The sequence below is a fragment of the Pseudomonas sp. BS3782 TE3695 genome (genome assembly GCF_050435305.1).
Taxonomy (GTDB): Bacteria; Pseudomonadota; Gammaproteobacteria; order Pseudomonadales; family Pseudomonadaceae; genus Aquipseudomonas.
The window spans coordinates 5505397-5525156 of sequence record NZ_JBNDKB010000001.1 but is presented as its reverse complement, the minus strand read 5'-3'; the positions used below and the strand labels follow the sequence as shown (position 1 = coordinate 5525156).

At 48.2% G+C, this 19760-nt stretch carries 11 protein-coding genes; 4 read left to right on the top strand and 7 right to left on the bottom strand.

Going from position 1 to position 19760, the window contains the following annotated elements:
* Window positions 1-162 precede the first annotated feature (162 nt).
* The 4 genes from ABH909_RS24860 to ABH909_RS24845 all read right to left on the bottom strand — a co-directional run bounded on the left by ABH909_RS24860 (window position 163) and on the right by ABH909_RS24845 (window position 5189).
* Window positions 163-1422 (bottom strand): phosphoribosyltransferase-like protein, encoded by a 1260-nt coding sequence (locus tag ABH909_RS24860; protein ID WP_429438177.1) that lies wholly within the window; start codon window positions 1420-1422, stop codon window positions 163-165.
* A 429-nt stretch (window positions 1423-1851) separates the two neighbouring features.
* Complete coding sequence (locus ABH909_RS24855) at window positions 1852-2886, bottom strand: DNA helicase UvrD (RefSeq protein WP_429438175.1); 1035 nt, start codon at window positions 2884-2886, stop codon at window positions 1852-1854.
* Window positions 2871-4433, bottom strand: a complete 1563-nt coding sequence (locus ABH909_RS24850; RefSeq protein ID WP_429438173.1) for an ATP-dependent nuclease — start codon at window positions 4431-4433, stop codon at window positions 2871-2873. Before ABH909_RS24850 ends, ABH909_RS24855 begins: the two co-directional genes overlap by 16 nt.
* A gap of 327 nt (window positions 4434-4760) precedes the next feature.
* Entirely contained in the window at window positions 4761-5189 is a 429-nt protein-coding gene (locus ABH909_RS24845; RefSeq protein WP_429438171.1) for a hypothetical protein, read from the bottom strand.
* Between the two features lie 340 nt (window positions 5190-5529).
* On the opposite strand from ABH909_RS24845, the gene ABH909_RS24840 reads away from it, so the two are divergent.
* The gene (locus ABH909_RS24840; RefSeq protein WP_429438169.1) at window positions 5530-6348 is read left to right on the top strand and encodes a hypothetical protein; all 819 of its coding nucleotides are present in this window, start codon (window positions 5530-5532) and stop codon (window positions 6346-6348) included.
* A gap of 765 nt (window positions 6349-7113) precedes the next feature.
* On the opposite strand, the gene ABH909_RS24835 is transcribed toward ABH909_RS24840, so the two are convergent.
* From ABH909_RS24835 to ABH909_RS24825, 3 genes are all read right to left on the bottom strand, one after another.
* Window positions 7114-7476: a hypothetical protein gene (locus ABH909_RS24835; RefSeq protein ID WP_429438167.1), complete on the bottom strand. Its 363-nt coding sequence runs from the start codon at window positions 7474-7476 to the stop codon at window positions 7114-7116.
* Between the two features lie 478 nt (window positions 7477-7954).
* Complete coding sequence (locus ABH909_RS24830; RefSeq protein WP_429438164.1) at window positions 7955-12505, bottom strand: ATP-binding protein; 4551 nt, start codon at window positions 12503-12505, stop codon at window positions 7955-7957.
* A gap of 311 nt (window positions 12506-12816) precedes the next feature.
* Complete coding sequence (locus ABH909_RS24825; protein ID WP_429438161.1) at window positions 12817-13059, bottom strand: type II toxin-antitoxin system PrlF family antitoxin; 243 nt, start codon at window positions 13057-13059, stop codon at window positions 12817-12819.
* Window positions 13060-13216: 157 nt separating this feature from the next.
* On the opposite strand from ABH909_RS24825, the gene ABH909_RS24820 reads away from it, so the two are divergent.
* The 3 genes from ABH909_RS24820 to ABH909_RS24810 all read left to right on the top strand — a co-directional run bounded on the left by ABH909_RS24820 (window position 13217) and on the right by ABH909_RS24810 (window position 19754).
* Window positions 13217-13627, top strand: a complete 411-nt coding sequence (locus tag ABH909_RS24820) for an antitoxin Xre-like helix-turn-helix domain-containing protein (protein ID WP_429438159.1) — start codon at window positions 13217-13219, stop codon at window positions 13625-13627.
* A gap of 1424 nt (window positions 13628-15051) precedes the next feature.
* Window positions 15052-16440, top strand: a complete 1389-nt coding sequence (locus ABH909_RS24815; RefSeq protein WP_429438157.1) for a tyrosine-type recombinase/integrase — start codon at window positions 15052-15054, stop codon at window positions 16438-16440.
* Window positions 16437-19754: a hypothetical protein gene (locus tag ABH909_RS24810; protein ID WP_429438154.1), complete on the top strand. Its 3318-nt coding sequence runs from the start codon at window positions 16437-16439 to the stop codon at window positions 19752-19754. Before ABH909_RS24815 ends, ABH909_RS24810 begins: the two co-directional genes overlap by 4 nt.
* Window positions 19755-19760 lie beyond the last annotated feature (6 nt).

The window sequence follows — 19760 nt, the reverse complement described above, 5'->3', positions numbered from 1 at the left end:
CTACCTTTAGATTCCGCCCTGGCGGATGGAAGCCTTCTGGCGCCAGACTTCGATAGCGAACACCATGAAGGCTGCCACCCTCCAGTAGGCGTGAGATCGTTCGACGGCAAGCATAGTTTGCTCCCAAAACGCCCCGCGCAACGCACGGGATACTAGATTCCGCTACTGCGGAGCCCTCAGCTGCTCTGGATAATACGAAGCGAAGGGGTCGGGGGCCACAAAAACTTTTCGTCCTTCCCGGCGCAGAAGTCGTATGGCCTTATGCCCCGCTAGGGTCAACGCTCCCGTTTTAGTGAGCCAACCCCTGCTGACGGCACGGTCTTTTGCGCTGATGAGTGTGTCTAAAGACAGCGGCAGCACTCGGCGGAGCTCCGCAACGCGTCGTCTTCCCTGCGAGTGGGCGAGGAGAATGATGATTGCGGATTTGTTCTGATCGCTTGATTTCTGGAAACGGGGCGACTTAGAGATTTCCGATAGATTTAGCTCGTCTAGTGCATTGAGGGTCACCTTGGTCACGTCGACCTGGGTCGACTGCCAAAGACTTTCAGTGACACGCTTAGGGAAGAGTGGTGCCCATTTCTTTGACCCTTTGGATTTCTCTGAAACAAAAATGGCCGGCATGTTATTCGGCGCTCCATGCTCGAAGGCCAACAGGGCTGCTGTGTTTTTCCAGCCCAATGGGTCTTTGCTGTGCACGCCATATTTCTTGCATAGCTCGACCATGTCATCTAGGTCTTCACCAAAGCTGTTGTGCAGAGTAGGGCACTCTGTCACGACACGAACTCTGGGAGAGAACCTGTGACGCCGAATTTTCTCGATGCCTTGCTTAGAACCGCTGTATGCCAACACCCAAAAATTGATAAATTTTCCGGAGTGCCAACTTCTAATAGAAGCCACATTCCACATAGCATCAAGCATATCTGAAGCTCGATCTCCACTGCCAATGAAGTCAGTTAGAATTACGAAATTCCTGATCTTTGAATCTCTGACGTTATCCGCAGCTGGTTGCAGCAAAAAACGCGTAGGGTTGGAGCGACACAGCGTGTTGGCTATTGATGCTACTAGTGCTTCGCTCCCTATGTCTTGTGTTTTATAGGTGAGCGACTGGACTGCATGCATCGCTGCGCCGTAAGCCCGCATGTGTTTCTTTTTTGATCTGGGGTTGTAAGTCTTGACTGCTTTGTAGATGGGTGGTGGGAGATCGGCGGTTGTAGATTGCAGTTCTCGTTCAATAAATAAGGCTGAAGTAGATCTTAGTGGGAGTTTGCTTTTGATTAAATTGAAAAGGCTGTGTTTGAATTCATTCAAAGGGCAGTAGTTGACTGAATTCAGTAGCTTTTCCGCTAGCAGGCGATCGGCGAGCCGGTTATCGAACTGGCTTAGCCAAAGTTTTGTTTTTTCTTGTTCCTTCAATGGCTGCACGGCGCTAGTCCCTTTGGTCTCGCTAGTAGCTAATAGGCTTTCTGGGTGCACTTACCAACTTGGTGGCCTGGCTACCCATGGAGCATTCTGATCGCAGACAGATGCGCTGCATTTCGGATAGGCCTCGGTCAGCATAATGGGGTTGGGTCGTTTGTGCAGTCCAGCAATTAGGTGCTACGCAGGGGGCATGGCCAACCCTCGGCCGCGCCGTGCACCTCGCTGATCGAGCACGTTTATCCAAAGTCGTAGTGAAATACCAAAGCGACGCTGGAAAATAGAAGCCCTGGAGCCGCGAACCTCCGGGGTTTCGTTTTTTCTAACCGTCCGGCCAGGTTTTGCCCAGCGTAAGCTCTTCGAACGGCATGCCATCAACAAAAGCATGCTCGCCAAGCAAGCCTTACACGTGACGCTGGCAATCCTGATTCCGGCTTAAATAGCTTTGAAAGGTTTGAAAAGCTTTTCGGGTGCTAGGTACAACCTCCCGCGCGTCCGTGAGAAGGCAACATAGAGTTTGTTTTTGGTCTGTGGGGGGAGTGCATCAAGCGAGGATTTTTCGTAGCTCTTCCAGTGAGTAGCACCTAGCACAACGCACACATCGTTATAGTGATCTAGTCCCTTACTGGCACCCCAGTTGTTAGACACGCATCCATATTTGTAATGCTCCTGGTAGAACAGCTTTACGACGCTGGCGTCCGCGTGCACGGCGTTCGCATCCGCTTGATTGGCCAGCGGTATGATGTCGGTTTCATAGGTATGCTGTGACTGCATATCAATCTGCAGATGTGCACGAATAAAATCGCATACGGTCACGCCACATCTCCAGCTTCGACTCAATGTCTCCTTGTCGACGGTGACACCCGCCTTTTGAAAAAGCTTTTCGTACTTACCGATATCAGCGTGAAGAGAGCTGTTCACGTTCCCATCACGGCTGGTGTCGAAGGTATGCTGGTAGAAGTCGCCTACAAGCAGCATTTCAACCTTGGCTTTCGTCAATGCCATCAGCAGATTGAAGTCATGGCCTGCTAGGTCTTGAACCTCGTCGACATAAAATTCATCGTAAAAGCGCTCCATTCGCGCCATCACGTCAGGAATCGCCCCTGCGGTCTCAACAAGCTTTGCTAGGCGGTTGTGATATAGGTTTCCGCTTTTACTAGCGTAGAAAGCCATATCGTCGCGCTTGAGTTTCAATGTACGGGGGTGTGGTGTTCGGAAACTGATCCCTCGAGTCTCCAAGTGCACCTGCAGCAACGGGCGATAGCAGAAGCTGTGGAGGAATGTGAAATAACTTAGGAGGTTTATGTTCTTGGGCACATGACCGAACCGTTTAATGATGCTATCGCGCAAGTGGCGATAGTTGTTGTCCGTGTAGGTGACGATCAGTGCGCGCTTCTCCAAGCTCAGGCGGTTCACCAGCAGGGTTGTCTTGCCTGATCCTGCCACGGCGAACATCACTCGTTTATCCATTGGATTGCCTCCACAATGTAGGCTGGGACGGTGAGTTCACCGGGCTTGCCCTTGAGCAACTCAAATGCAGCTTCTGCCTTGTTGGCTAGCATGTACTCCAAGGGAGAAAGGGTTTTTCGTCCAGGGCCGAAAACAGTCTTGCAGGTTTCCACGTTATCGTTGTGCAACCCTATTTCGAAGGTTGAACGGTCATCGTCTCTGTCGGCAAAGACTTTGGCATTGTCCGAAGCGAAGTCGACGTAGTTTTCTACGCAGTTTTTCTGATAATTCTTGTCGTTGTCCCGTATGGCTGCGACTCGAATTCCAAGCAGGTTAGCGAGCTCCATGTACCTTTTGAAGCTGGTACCGCCAATAGAGATTATGTGAACGTCATCGACATGCGGTAGACGCCCATTTGTACATTGCTTATAGAACTCCTCCACTAGGATGAATTCGGCATCACCTTCAACCAAGATCACCTTCTTCGAAAGCGCGAACTCCAAAACATTGTTGTCCGGGGCCTTCATGAAGAATTCTGCGGTCTCAGTTGATAGAGCTTTAAGCGAGCCAGCAGCTGCATTCGGGCCGATCAAAAGGGCATGCCGAAGATCAAGCCTTGAGCAAATATGGCTGCTGTGGGTTGCGATGAAAAGCTGTGTGCTCTCGTTCTCCGCTAGCTTGGCGACGAGTGCTTTCATGGAGGAATGGCTGAGATGGTTTTCAGGCTCCTCCAATAGCATTACATCTAAGCCTCCTTGCTTGTGCTTGCTCAGTGCAAATTCGGTCTTGATGAAGCACTGCCTTCCTTTCCCGTGGTTTTCAAGCGGAATATTGTCTTCAGTGATGATTAGGTCGGTTTCCAGATTCGACCGGACGCTGGTACGTACGTCAAACTGGTACGCGGGAAGGTCAGCGTTGAGCGCTGCCAGATGCTCTCCTGTAAACGCATGCTTGCCCTGACGATACAGGTTTTCAAGCTTATAGCGGTCTTCTACGGGGGCGTTGAAAGCGTACACGGCCCGGGTGTATTCACGAGATGCGTAGTCGCCATCGATACGTGAACCGTCTAACATCATGTGCTTGATGGGCCGGTTGAATGCTGCGTAGGGCCTGCCGGCGAACGTTTCAAACCGCACCGCGTAATATTCGAATGGGAAGTTCGGTTGAGCGTCAGCCAAGATGGCTTGCACCGCTTCGCCATACTCGGTCATAACCGCAAGGATCATGCGCAGACCGTCAGTCTGGCGCTGGTGGGCATTGTTGGTTCCATAGAGGCTTTCATCATCACCTTCCTCTAGGAAAACGTCGACTATCAGCTCGGGTAGTTTCTCCAGGCTCTTCTCACCGGCAAGGAAGGTGTTGACCGAATCCTTGTTGAGCAGTGTTTCTGCACCCAGAGCCTCAATGCGGTTGCGACTCCCGCCGAGCGCGAGGTCTAGAGCGAGCAAAATGCTGCTTTTTCCTGCCTCATTGTTGCCGATCAGCACATTCTTCCCAGGCTCGAAATCGAGCGTGAGAGTTTTGAATTTTTTGAAGTTCTGAATTACCACTTTCCTTATGGTGTGCATGTCTAGCCCCGAGCTGAGAAAAATCAGAATGATGGAAAACTGCCTGACTTATAGAGTCAGGCTCGTCACGGTTCCGTAAGCCGAAACCGGACTATTTGCAACGAACCTATAGTCACCAGATGGGCCCGTCTACCAGTTTCTTTTGCCCGTCGATACAGCGGCGGCAGTTGGCGACATTTGAGACCGTCGCCTGCTCCCAACAGCCCAAAGGCTCGGCTCATTGCGCAGCTGAGGGGGAGCATGAATCTGAAAGCTTGGTCAGGCCAAGTCGTCCTGCGTGTGAGTTACGATGACGAATTACCTTTGCCTCCGATGGCCGGCGTGGAGCTACAGAGAGTTTTTGTAGTCCTCAAGCTCTTGGAGGAAGTGATCCGCAAGATCGTCGTCTAAGGCCGAGGGAGCGCTTTTAAGAATGGAGTTCGCGTTTTTGATTTGGTGTGGGTCAGGCTTGCTTGTCGTTGGTGACATCGAAGTGGTTGCTACAGCGAGTTCGCGTACCAGGTCGCTCTCAATGGCAACGGGCGTTGCACCTAATGTGGCGACGGAAAAAATATGGATATTTTGACGATTGAGGAAAGCCGCCGCCCTGGTCAAAGATATGAACAGCCGCACGTGCTGGCGCTGGGCGTGCAGTATGTGGGTCATACCACTGTGATAGATCTTCATGGCAAACCCATCAGCTTGCTCGACTAGCTGAACCCTGACACCAGGGATGCCTAGATGAAAAGGCAGCTGCAACGCTGTTACCGGAATCATTCGTTCATATCCCAAAAGCACCCTGATCATTATTAATATTTTGAGTATCAAAAAGTCAAATTTGATTTGATTTTGTACCTGTCAGATGAACTGATGAATTTGAGACCTGAAGGCATATGATCCAATAGATATGGGGGTTCTCTCAGGTGTATAGCGAATGCGCCTATATCTAGATACGCTATTTACGAAGATCGTATTTTCGAACCACTAATTCTCGAAGGAGTGGTTTCCAGATGAATGACATGATCTTGATGGTTCAGCAGGCACTGATGGCAGACCCGCTGAATCTTGCCTTGTGTATTGCCCTTGTACTCAGCTTCGCTTTGCTGAGGAGGTCGAAATGAAGATGAGCTGGGCCAAAATGCCAAATCGCTGGGCAATGGCCGGGGGATTGCGAGAGTTCAAGCACAGGGACGCTCGAAATATGGTTAGCGCGCTGCATACGAATACATCGATTGCTGCGCTCAAGACCTATCTAGCTATTTGCACGCGTACTGACTTTCGTTCAGGTCTCGCGAAGACCACTTATGAAGAGCTCGGAGTTTTGCTGGGGCATTCCCGGCTGGTGATCGCCAGGTCTCTGCGGATTCTTCTGGCCAATGGGCTCATCCGGAGTGACAGCGCAAAGGCTCGTGACGGCTCGCAGCTTTACGTCTGCCGTTGGCTGGAGGATGAAGGCTACGCAAAGATTCCGAAGAGCTGGCTGTACCGTGTAAGAGGAAAGGAGGGAGATGCCCCTGCTGTTAGCAAAAAACATCTTTTCAAGCTCCGAGCTTTCAAGCTCAACAGCTTGCTGTCCCTAATGGCACTGAAAATCTACATTCTCCTTCTTGCTCTTCGGAACAAAGATCGGCGTACCGAAGGAGATTTAACAGGACGCGATGGGCTGACAATCGTCAGCTACGACAGGATTATGGATTTGACAGGTGTGCCTCGGTCGGCCATAAGCCCGGCCATAACCCTTTTGTTGGAGATGAATCTTGTCTCCTTTCGCTCAGGCAGCTTTACCGTCTCGGACGACCAGGACTTTGACCGGACTAATCGCTATTTGATCAAGGGGCTGGGGTTACGCTGGGCGCCGCTGACAGAACCTCAATCGAATAATCAACTACCTGTAGGCACTGTAGGCCCTGTAAGCACTGTGAGTTTTAGCGGATGATTTGTCCTTGCCAGACTCCCCGCTTCACGCGCTACCTGAAAAGGAAATTCAGCTTGAGGCAATGCGTCAGTGGGCTGCTGACGATGCCAGGCTCATCTGTTAATTGAACAACTTGTTTGCGAGCTCAACCATATTCAACTTTCGCCGACTTTGCATACTGGTCGATCTTAGGCACTCCCAGTAGTAACGAGGTCTACGAACCGCTTTTTATCGTTTGAAGTCGGAAACCACTCGTCAATTTCAACGCTGCAATGCTTCGAGTCGCCAAGTGCCCATTTCGCAATGTTGTCCGCTGTAGCCCTCTTATAGTGATCCGCCATGAAGAGCCTGCGACCCACCGCATAACAGCCGCGCTTCGTGAGTTGGTCGGTCACGTCGAAAACTCCGGCTCCGCCAAAAAAGTCGGTGGTGTCTGGGTAGTGGATACCTGCCAACGACACCTTTGCCAGGGGGAAGAAAGTTATCTGTATGTCGGGTGAGGATGTCTGCAAGGCATTGGGGCGACGTAACCCCATCCGTGACGTGCTGGAGCGTAAAGTTAGAGCTGCTGCAGAAACCGGCGCTGCATTTGTCGAGTTGGATGAGCTGTTTCGTAGCTAAAGTAAACTGCAGAAGTAAACGCAGATGGTCGCCCCACCTGATCAAGGGTTTGGGGAAGTTAATCTGGTTGAGATTCCCGCGCGCTCCGCCTGCTATGCAAAATGGAAATCAGGAAGGAGATCGAGTGCAAACCAGGCCGGTAAGCCTACCTCCAGCCTATGAAGGTTAGATGGCGGGCTCACCACTATGCCGAGGTTGGAGCAGCCGGTTGAGCTGGTCGCTCACTGCTTCAGCTGGAAGACCGGTAAAGTTTAGGAACTCGTTGCGAGGCAATGCGCCTTGGATCAGCAGCGCTAACAACGCCGGCATCGTTTCTGGTCGAATGCCTGACTCCTTCAAACGCGAGTTTGTTTTGTACGCACGAGTGACGGACTCACGAAGCCTGCGACGATTCAGGGCAGCAGTCATGTAATCCACTTCCTCATGACAGACATCAAGCCCGAGCTCAATGAAGCCAAGAAGGGCTTTGTCAGATCGTTGCGCACCACCTGCAAGCGGAACATTTTGAGTGCTATCAGTCGTGTTCATGGGAGCGTGATATTCTCCATGTCTTCGGGCCAAGCCGCGAGAAAGCGACCAAAGCTGAGGATGTAGCCCGAGCTGAGCCAAATAATGCTGGTGAAGGCTCATCCTCGCCACAACGCCATTTCCATCTGGAAGTGGTCGCGTTTGTAGTACGCAGTAGTGATGAACTAACGCCGCAACGACGTAGCTCAGGCGTCTTCCGCAACGTGGAATACTTGTCCGCTGATTTCAGGGCATCCTTCTGAACTCCTGGCTCGGTGTGGTGCCCCTCAATAATTATTGAGTATTGGGCTTCAGAGACCATCAGCAGTTTGCTTAAGCACGCTGCCGTTTCAGGCGCGGCCATGCCGGCGAGAAAGGCTGTCTTCGTTACAAGCAAGCCTGCTCTCGCCAGAATCGACGGAGTGATCGAATCGGAGAGGGGCGGAATAAGCCATTGATCAATGGTCATCTGGGTAGCTATCTGTAAAAGGACATTTTTTCATTCATCATCCGCCAACAACGGTGTGTTGAGGTCGACATCAATACTAATCATGGATGATTCGAGGTAAACCGGAAGCGCCTTGGGAATTCCATTGCGATGATCGTCCTTCCACGCCTTCATTTTTGACTTACCTCGTTCAAACCAGACAACGCCTTCTGATCTTCGCCATGCTGCGTAAGTATTGCTCCCGCCCGGCCATACGCCTCTCTCAGCAACAAAAATCCAGACGCACTCCAGATCATCTTTTTTTAAGAGGTTTTCGAAGAGTTCCCGACGAACATAGGCGTGTGCCCCGTCGTCTCTGCCCTGTCTACTGACAAATTGACGCCTACCTGAAGAGTCAGCGTAGCTTTGCGAGTCGGACGCCAGAGGTGTAAGCGATAGCTCCATCGCCAACCACGGGGCAGGTAAGAGTGCAGCGGCGCCCTCTGGTAGTGAGGCATCAAGGTGTGATTCCCAGCAGTAGCTGAAACAAGGGAACGCGACTTCTACTTCCCCTTGTTGGTGGAAGTGTTGTGGTGTCCACATTTTCTGCTCCCACGTAGACCGCCATGGTGCTTCAAGTAGGTAACCGGCATCGGTGGAGCGGCTGCCCGACCAGGTTGAAACGTCTATCGAGCATTGGCTATATAGGTAGTCAACCAGTCGTTTACGATCTTTTTTCCTTACCACCACCGGCAACAGATATCGCCATTCCTGTTGGCGTAGCCCATGTTCACGACCTTCTTGATCCTCATAGCGATCCATCGCAGAGCGGTGTTCGTACAGCACAAGCCATTCATCTCCAGCTTGGTCAGTCCGGCAAACAATACTTTCCATACCTGAGCTTGGATCTTGTTCAAACGGCCACTTTTGCAGATCGTTCTCTGCTACCTCTTCTAGCGCAACAGGCTTCGTGTCTACAGAGCACTGTTCTACACCAGTAAGATCAGTGAGTATGGTGGGATCAATGTCTCTGTGAAAATCCAGGTTCAACGTCGTGCGGTAGCGGCGGGAGCCATCGAATCCAATCTCGGTCATCCATTTGCTATCAGCCAGACGGCAAAGCAATTCGTCCAGGGCCAGCCATTCATATTTGGCACCAATGCGCTCGAATAGTGGTCTATCACGTGAATAACCATGGCGATGAGAGCTATCACCAGGAAAGAGCTGTCCTGTCCACCCGAAATCGTAAGCACGCTTGGCCACCCAGCGTTGGGCTGCGCCGATATCGATGTGTGGCAACTGGGGCGCGCTTTTGTTGGAACTGGTAAACCTACCTTTAAACTCCTCCTTGAATCTAAGCTTTTCCTTGGGGCTCAGAAGGTCGAAAAGGGCCGTCTCGCACTTTTCCAGCTCCTCAGTATTATCTCGAATCTCCTTGATTGCCTTTGAAAGCCGTAACGCAAGGAACGGGTTAAAAAACAGGCTACGCATCTTCTCCACGATCTCGCTACGATCAGGGTGTGGGTCAATAACCTCCATTTGGAACCGATCATATTTTTCGTTTTGCGTATACGGCATCGGGGAAGACAGCGGAACGTTCGAGAACGCCCCAATACGCGATTTGATCTCATCGGCGAAATCACTGATTCCGCCAGTGCAGGAGCGTTTTATTTCCTCACCACCCGCCTTGTTAGCCGTCTCATCGAGCATGTCCTTTGAAACAGAGAGTCTTACTGCCTTGGATTTATAGGGAGGCCGACATACTTCAATATCGATGGTATCCGGTAAGCAGGCACGCGACGCCGCCAACTCGATAATCCCCAAGGCGTAGTCCCTCAGCATTATCGACAACGGCACGCTTTTTTGGCCGAAAACGCAGTTGTAAGCTGTTGTGGAGTACAGCTCCAATCTACGTGGGGACGGGGCTATACAGCACGCCCCGTAAGCGGCAGCATGCAGTCTCTCCAGCACATACAGGTCATCGAGGTCGGAGAGTTTTGCGCACAGATCGTTATATAGCGGGATGTTCGACAGTAGCAGTGAGGAAAGAGCCTTGGTTGCTTTGTCTCTGATTTCTCTGTGCGAAGAAGCTGTCAGCCAAGCAACCGTCAGCCCGCAAAGAGTCTGAACCTGAGGGTCTGTGTTTTCGTTCTGGCTCGACGCGCACCAGTCCAGCAGTCGACGTAAGGTACTGCCTTCACTCATTGATAAAACATTGATTCTCGATGTCCAGAAAGCATCACGATTTGGCAGTTTTTTGTTAATCAATACTTTATGCAAGAACTCAGCATTCCAGGGATGGTCGGTGCTAGCGCTAAGCTCAATGACTATATAAAACTGGTCATCATCAGATGATAAGAAGGCGTTGTAGATCTGCAGTGTGCGATCTGTGAACCCCACTGCGTTTCGCCAGCGCAAGCTTTCTAAAAAGGCATTTCTTATTGAATAGTCATTCGCCCAGGCATTTGCTTCGCCCGGCATCGCATCGATGAGCTCTACCCTGAAATTTTCCGGTATTTGGATAGATAGTGCTTCGGCCAAACCTGCCCACTTCCATTTAAGTCCGTCACCTCCGTGGATGAAGCTCAACGTGCCGCCATCAAGGGCTTGGCGTGGATCTGTCACGCCATCCAGCAAAACACTCGCCATGAGATGATCTTGCAATCGTTGAAAACTGAACCTTACGATATCTTCCACTGGGGAGAACGGGTCGGTCTCACCTTGACGTGGGGGCGGATCAAGTCGAAAGATGCCGTTTTTTTGAAGTACTTCGAACCACGTCATGGAAGGCGACGCTGGATACAGGCTGAATTTATCAGACGCTATGCGCCCAGCCTCTGCAAGGCTGATGTAGTCTGTGCGATTGCTTGCCATGAGTGCAGCGATTGCTGAGACAGCGGCTATCGTAGGTTTTACTAATTCTTCGCTACCATCTCTTCCAACGCCTAAATTGCGGGCAACACTGCGGATGTAGAAAGCAAAGACAACCTTGGTTCCGTGCAGCCCTTTCGGAAACTGCTTAATCCCATCACGGGCCAGTGCTGTACAGGCGCTTCGCAGGAATAATGGATTCACAAACTCGGCTGAAAGCCATGGCGTGTTAGGTTGAGATATGCCTCTGCGTCCCAAGTAAATCTGTGCCGCCCTTGACTGCTCTTCATCCGTTTCGAATCCACGAATGCTGAATGACTGGAGGTTTCCTCGTACCTTCGGCGGAATGACATATGGGGTGTATTCCGTACGGCAACTGATAACAAGGGCGATGTTCTCGTAGTTTTTTACTCTAGCCATCAGCTCAGGAAGTTCATTTCGCCACAGCGTCGCCCCAGCCCCTTCGTTTATTGCATCAATCAAGATCAAGCCACGCTTTCCGGCTGTTTCAGCGGCGACGCTGAAAGCCTGCAAAAAGGCTTCGGGAGAGAGGCTGCCCAAACCAAGTTTGTTGGTGAGCTGGCCCCAAAAGTTTTGACTGCCCAATTGTTGGCCGAGAATTAACAGCACCGGACGCCCATCCGAGATTGCTTTTTGAGCGATGGTTCCGAGCGTATGTGATTTACCCGTGCCGGCTTTTCCTTCAAGAAGAGCGCAACGAGACTGCTCAGCTGGAAAGTACCGACTCTCAAGCACTGAGCTGAGGCGATACACCGCTTCCCCGAGCTTGTCCAGCTTGTGAATGATGTAGTCGAGATCGCTGGACGTGTGGCTGGTTTCGGAGGGGGAGTTCTGCTTATTTCGCCAAATTGACGATCTCAATTTGTGGAGTGCACCTGATGCCTCCACCATACAGCTGAGGCATTCGGCAACAGGCCAAGGCTTCGAATAGTCGCTATTGAATTTATCGCTCAGCGCCGTGGCCTTCGACGTTTCTGATTCTATTTTTTGTATATCGGATGAGATCTCCGCGTGGATCTCCTTGTTGATGAGCCGTCCTAGCCGCGATGATTGTACGAGATCGGAGAAAGCGACTTTGAGCTCAGACAGAATTTCCTCATCTCGGAGGATGACTTTAAAGAGGCGTTCAATCCCGACCTCAACGTGGTCTTCCGGATGATATCGTTCATCGAGTGACTCTACGGCGAGCTCCACAAGATCACGAAGCCACCGCTGTGAAAATTCTACATCCCCAAACCAATAGGTACGTAAACCCTCAGCGTTCGGGTGCATCAATCTGTCAGACACGTCGGACGCTGTCCAAGCAACGAATTCAATGGGCGGTCGACCGCTGTCGGCGCAGAGTTTTTCCCACGCTGATTTATGATTTTCCCAGTGTGTCCAACCCGTTTTGCCGGCGCCTTGCAGACCACTTCGATCAGTTAGATCACAAGGGATGGCCACGACATATTTCTTGAGGCTGGGGTGGGATTTCAAGGCTCGCTCTACAGAGTCGTCAATCTTCTCCCAGGCTATGTCCCGAACCTTAAGGTAATACTTGGCTTGGTAACCGACCTCGCTGCCATCTTCGAACAACCAATAGCCTTCGATACCGCCATCGCCTCCAGCCCCTTCGATTCTCCTAAATTCCCCGGAGGTTGATGGATACTCGCGCCTCCCAAGCTGGCAGGTGAGCTCCTCAAACGCTAGCCGCTGACCACAGTCTTTTCCGCTGATTTTTGAATAGTCCATTAATTGTCCATCTGACGGCTTGGTTTTCGGGGGAGCTGCGACGCATGTTGGTGCTTGGATAGTTTATATACCCTTCGAGGTCGGTGGCGGTTAAGACTATGGTGAGCTGGATCTAGGTTTTTGGAGTGTTTTGTACTTCCGGTGCCCTATCTCAGGGGGTGGGAGATAAAACCTCCGATATTCGAGTCTGCTCGGCTGCAGGCCACGTAAACCAGGCCGTACACCAAATTCCGGTCGGCGTACACAGGATTCCGGTGGGGGAGAAGTCAGCGCTCAGTCATCAGCATGAGTGTCTGTAGCAGGGCATTGCTTCACTCATCATCCGCTGAAAGCCGAGCGTTGATGTCTACGTCGATACCGCCGATCAAAGAATTGAGGCGAGCCAGGAGAGTTGAATCGAGGGCGACCAGTTTCTCAGGGTGACTCCGGATGTCGTCTTCCAGTAACGTCAGAAACTCGCAGATCTCCCGGTCGTTATTTGATGCGTCCGAGCGCTCTGGCTCAGAGCCGGAGTGGATCCTGGAAATAGGTGGAGTAGGATTTGAGTCGTTCATGGCACAGACATTATCCGTAGGTGAAGTGCTTGTCGTGCGCTGCTTTCGGAAGTCACAAAGTGGTGCCTACCGCCGAGTGTAGCCCGACTAGCCTGAGGTCTGTCAGAGGGTGGTGAAAGTGCTGCCATCGATCAAGGGATACCAGCCTGGCCCTCCCATGTCTGATTGCATTTGGTCTGCTTTAGGGCTGCCTTCGCGCGGTACAAGACTTCATGAGCTCATTCACCAGGGCCTGCCTTTCGAGCACCTTGATCAGATTGCGACCCTAATTCAAATGCAGCGAGGAGTGATCTCCAGAGCCATTGGCTTGTCACCCACAACGTTGGCGCGTAGAGCGAAGGCAGGGCGATTTAACACGGTAGAAAGCGACTGCTTGGTTGCATTGGTAGCTCTCTTTGGCGAGGCCCTTGCCCTCTTCGATTACGATAAGGCCGGAGCAGTGGAATGGATGACCTCACCGGTGCGAGGGCTCGGGTCAAAGCGTCCTATCGACATGCTCGGGACGAGGGTGGAGACGAAAGCTGTCTTCGATGTTATTGGCCAACTGGAACTGGGAATTCTTGTGTGAGATCGGGATGGCCTATTTCATCGTCTTCAGTAGTCTGGAACCCGCAGACGATCCTGAACTCACAAACAGCTCCATCAGGCACTAAACGTATAACCCTATGCGATGTTCTGCATCTTGGCGATCCAGAGTCGTAAAAAAGGCGACAATCTCTCGCTTAAAGTCCCCTGCTGCAGCCAGCAATCCCAAGGTGTGCGCTTGTGATAGATCTCATTCCATGACTGATGGAGCTCTGTTTCATGAGGCGTGTGCCGAGAGCTTCCTCCATTAGCATTTGGCTATCCTCGCGAGCTAAGGAAAGAAAGGGGAGTGTTCAATTGTCGATAGGGCTTGTCATTTCAGTTTACCTAAGCACTTACCAGTAAAAAAACACTACTCCTTGAGTGCGTGTCCTCTCATTCGACGGATAAGTATTTTTGCAGATTATCCTGCACCGATACGCATTTCTCAGACTTTGCAGATTTATACCCACGGCCTTGCTTGAAGAAAGGTTAATCGTAGCTATGACATTGAGGATCGTCACATAGGGTTTTGTACCAACCGTCGAGGTCTTTCTCGCGTCCTGCCTTCCCACATGACTCACAAATATAAGCCGATGCTGATTCGGCGAGCCTGATAACCTGCTCGCCGAAGTCATCATCTCCTGTATAGGAAATATGTAAAAATCGATATTTTTCTTTGATGTAAGTGATTCTCAAGTTTGAATTATTTTTCTTAAGTATCAAGAGCATATGATGAATTAAGGATGTCCATCCGAATCCGCAGTGAAAGTCGTGAAAGCCAACTTCAAAAAAAGACGGGTACATTGTCGGTAGTTGTGAGCAGGGGATATCAGAAGGCCCTGGGTTCCGGAATATATGTTTAATTGTCTTTATATTTGTCATGTTAGTTGTCTCTAAGGTCGGTGCTGGTGACGAATGCGTTCAGCTATGACAGTTTGTAATTTGATGTATCGAATACAGCTTGTTCATTTTGCTTGAGTTGAGTTGGTTAAAGTAAAGATGGTTGTGTGTTGCATAAATAAAGTTCAGCACTGTGTTTCTGTCAAGCGTAATTGATGATGATTTTTTGTGGTGGTGCTGTCGCGTCGGGAGAGCATGCTTATGGCTGATGGTTAGTAATAAACGCTGGAGCGTCAATATCTATTAATTGTTCTTGTGGTGATGAGGGTGCCCACTCTTAGTCAATTTATATGAAATGTATTGAATGATTTATATAAATTGACGTGTCAATTTAAGATCATTATTTCGTCAATTTTACCGATATGTGCACACCCCTTAATGGAGTGATGAAAGTGTCAATATTTAGTAATTATTTTAATCATAATATTTTCCTTTGGCTTCTTTTGACGGTTGTTCTATAGCTAATAGCAAGCCGAAGGTTCTTCGTGGTGAAATGAAGTTATAGCCTATTAAGGGAGTAAGGAAATGTTGCGCAATTTCATCTCTATAAGAAGCTTATACAGAGGAAAAGATATCGTTGAGTTATATTTTCTAAGGTCTGGAATGGTGGGCGCACAGTTTGTATTCTTTAATGTGTTTTGCAAGCAATTAGTTGATTCCAATTATAGTGGAAATACAATCGGTGATTACATATATCGAGTGATGACTTTTCTGGATTATATTTTTACGGGGTTAAAAATTTTAGGCGCGAGCGAACTGTCGGTAAAAACTCTGTATCTTTGTTATGGGGACTATCTCATCTATGGAGGTAAATCCACGACAAGCATAGTAATCAAAATTAATGATGTAAAGTGTTCCCCCATGATTAGCCGAAATAGCGCAATTGCCTATCACGACGCAGTAAAAGTACTAGTGGACGTTGCAGCCAGGCAAAAGTTAAAGTTTGCTGAGTATTCAGAGTCTGGAATAGATGTTGAGGATACGAGTCAGCATGAAGTAGTTGTCTGGTTAAGTAGTTTGGTTGAGCTAAAAACTATCGGGGTAAAAAAAGCTCCTACTGCAGATACGGGGAGTTTTAGTGAGAAGTTGAAAAATAAAGCAAGCTTGACTGCTCATATGGGCGTTAAATCTAGTTTAATTATTCCGCCAAAGTTTTTCCCGCTGGAATGTATCAGCGCACTCATAGATACAGCGAGTTGTCACCGTGATGCAGCTCTGTGGGCACTACTTGCAGGGGTTGGAATAAGAGAGTCAGAAGCTGATCAGATACTACAGGCGGATATTGACTTCAGTCGGCGGACTGTACTAATTATTGATCCTAGATCTAGAGAGAGATCTTGCTACGTTGGGTTGTCAGAAAGAGAAGTAAAAAAATTAGAGTGGAAAGGTAGAAATACTCCTTTGACAGTATTCCTCGAGCCTTATGGAAGATTGTTCTTTGAACATTTAGAGCAATATCAAAAGCATGAGGCAAAAGCGGGTGTAAGTCATGACTTTGTATTTCAGTCTGATTCAGGTAAACCTCTATTCTTGTCGGATTATTGCTCTGAGATTTATAGGCCATTTGTCAGAGCGGCGAAGATTACATGTAAAGGGTATGGTATCGATTATTCAAGTTTGGCTCCCCACAGCTTACGACACAGTTATATATATTTTATGAAAAACTATGTAGAGCACGCATCAGGGATAGGCTTAGATGATTTTGAGTTGATGGCTCTTACAGGTCACACAAGTGTTGAGGCATTACGCGTATACGCTGTAACCGATTATGAGAAATTGCTCGAAAAAATCTACTTCGCAAATATCTCTCGGAGAAATAATAATCCGGAATCAGAACTTGGGTTGAGAATAAAGTATTTGGAAGAGCGGTTGGCTGATTTTCGCGCTAGCTTAGATCGGAGTAAGTTATTATGATAAATAAAACTGGAAGTTTGGTTTTCCTGAAAGTTGGGCGCGAACTTGCTTTGCTTTTTGATAAGTGTTTATCAAAAGCAATTGAGATCTGCGTGAACTGCACCGCCCCCAGCGTAAAACGACGTACGAGTTTCAAAACCGCAGCGGAGGATATGAAGTGCTGTTTAGGTAAGGGGCGGAACGTAGAAGAGGTTATGGAATTATGGTTGCTGTTTTGTTCACGCGTCGCAGAGAAAGAGGATATGAAATTTCCTGTTATTGAAGGTTTTGAAGTGAGCAATCGACTAGCAGGGATTGGTCATATTAGAGCCCAGCGAGTTCTGTTGAAGTTATTATTTATTTTGATGCATAAATATAAGGCAGTTCTATTGCCTGTAGAGTTTTCTCTCCCTCTTGCAGGGTGGTTAGAGGACTATGCGGCCAACGGTGGATTGTATAGTCCGCTGATAGAGCGGTTCCAATTACTACGAAGTCAAACTCTTAACTACCAGCATCGTTCTGATTCATTGAAAAATAGCAATAATAGATTGTTTCAGACGGGGCGCCGATTGATTTTAGCATCAGCATGGTACTCCCCAGAATGCATAAATTGTGAGGATCTTGACGAGTGGGTTATCTTTCAAGCGGTAAAGCACAAAGAAACCGGCTCTGCTAGGCTTCCCGTTCAAGCCATCTTAAATAGTTTAGTGGAGTTCTTCCCTAATGGGATCTCTGAGGATGTAAAGAATTGGAAAAACTCAGATCAATTATTGCTCAGAGAAAGATTGCGAACCAACGATCTGATCAATATTGTAGAGAGTGCAATTATTGAGTGCAAGGATCCTCTTTCTGTGGTGAGAAAAATTGTATCCAACAATAAAATATCTGATTCTTTATTCTTTTTTAATAATATTTCTGCGTTCAGTATCGATAATATTTCAGGTTTGGTAAATCCTGCCATTGATGTTGCGTTGGCAATAAAGCGTTGGGCGGAAGCTTTTGATTTTTTTTTACTTCACAAAGGGCTCGAGAATAGTAAAGCTTATCAGACAACATTTGGTAGATTGAATTTATACTTGTTTATATATTTGCCTCTTTGGATGAAGGCAAATCCTGCAACAAGTTTTTTGTACCCAAGCGCGCCGAACCTATTTAGAGGGTTTGTACACTATCGATGCGAGTTGAGAGGGAATGAGAGTCGGGCTCTTTCACTTATTGAGTTTTATGACGCAATGGGGTGGCCAAAATCATACGCTATGCTTAACCCGCTTAGGGTTTTTTTTAAGGTAATGATAGCTCTGCCGATGATGCCTGGTTGTGATGGTATAGTTCAGCCTATTTACTGGCTTCCGAAAAGCAAATCATATTCTCGAGTGGTAAAACAAATTTTTCCAGGTGAGCAATTGTTACTGTTTGTAGATTTTTTATTTGCTATAGAGTCGGTATCCGACTGGGCTGCTATGAATGAGGTGGCTTTTAGAAAAGAATTTGAATGCGCAAAAAAAGAAAATCGTTTATTTAGTTTTTCTAATGTCGGCTATATCCCTGTTTTACTAGTTGATGATCGGTTTAGGCCTGTTGAGTGTGTTCATCCGATAATGTTCATATTTTTCGATCATGGCGGAAGGTCGTATTTTAATCCGGGCGCTACGAGATTCAGTATTTTTATGCTGGAGGTTGGTGTTAGAGCTCAAACAGCTCAATGGCTTTGCTCAACAACTTATAATTTGGTCGCTTACATGGGATCGAAGCATCCACTTCAGTTGGTTAGCCTTTGGTTAAATACGGATAAAATATCCAAGGTTCCATTAGTTGTCATAACCGTTATGCAAATGTTGTGGTTGCTTGATGCGCAAGTTGAGTGGCGCGACAATCTAAAGTGCTTAGGTGTTTCGGGGTTTGGAAAAAAAGTTTTCTACGAACGAAATCATAAATCGAAATGGGGCTTGATTTCGCCTATATTTGCGCATGACCCCCGAACAGGGGCACCCTTCTCTGATTATACGTATTATGAGTTCTGGGCCTATCAATGTTTCAGTTTTCAGAGTTGGGTTAGGGGGTTGGGCGTTACGATGCCAAATATTGTTGCGTATTTACCTCTAAAGAAAAATGGAGGTTTTTTTACATGGGATGAATTTTTACTAGGGGTTTCTGATTCTGATGTCAAAGTCAAAAAGGGCGCTGCGAACGCAAAAATTTACGCCGGGGATTATTGCCCAATTTCCTTTCGTTGTAAGGTCACACCGCATGGTGCGAGGGCCTCATTTGTCACCTCTATGAGTGTTGCTCTTTGTCCCGAGGCTATGGTGTTGTTGACTGGGCAAACAGCTGGAACTGTCCGCAAATATAACAAGGGAGATTACTTGCTACGACGAAAAATTCAGGGTGCATTCAATGGAAAAGACATGCTCGGTGCACTTGCTGGCGGCACAAAAAATATTAGCCTTGGCAAGATGATGGATGATATTCGTAAAGAGCTTTTATCTAATGAACCACTCGATCTACAGTATTATGGCTTATTGTCTCCTAGTTTTAGCTATCTAGATGGTGGTAAGAGTTTCGCGCCTGACATTATTGCATCTGATGCTAAATCAAATATCAAATCATGCTTTAGCCACATTTGCACAAAGGGTTTTATTTGCCCATCGGAAATTTTGAAAGCTTTTAGCGGTACAAAAATTTGTCCCGCATGCCCGTATGCATTGTTTTCGATATTTCACTTACCAGAGGTATCAGCAGCAAGACAGAAGGCAGTTGAAGATTTTTCTAGTTTATCTGATGCATTAGAAAAGCGTCGGATGAAAAGTGGTTTCACTACTGAAGATCTAGATGCATTAATTCTACATCTAAATCAACAAGCCAAGCTTGCTGTGGCTTGGCTCGCTCTGGAAGAGTCGCTTTGGGCTCAAATCCAAATCATTCGTAGGGATACGGAAAAACAGTCTGATTTGATTGCAATTGATCGCAGAATAGCGTTAGAGCAAATTGAGCGTTATGAGGTGGCTGTGGATTCGGCTGAGTTCTTTTTTAGTCGATTGGCGGAAGTTTGTATGTACGAGGACTCCTCTAGTGTTGAGTTTCAATATAAAATTGAAAAGGCTACAAGGTTACTTTTAGTCCAGGATAAAAAGCTCTTAGAGGCCGCGTTGATGCCAGCACAATTTTCGACCGCCACGAGGCTAGCATCCATGCTTAGAGCGAGGATAGGCTTTACCGAGTTCGATGTTGAGGAGTTTGTTTCACTAATTAATATGGGGCAAGACGAATGGCGACTACATTTTGCGGTATCGCATGAAGGTAATATTGAGATTATTAATGAAATTGAAATGGAGTAGGGGGCT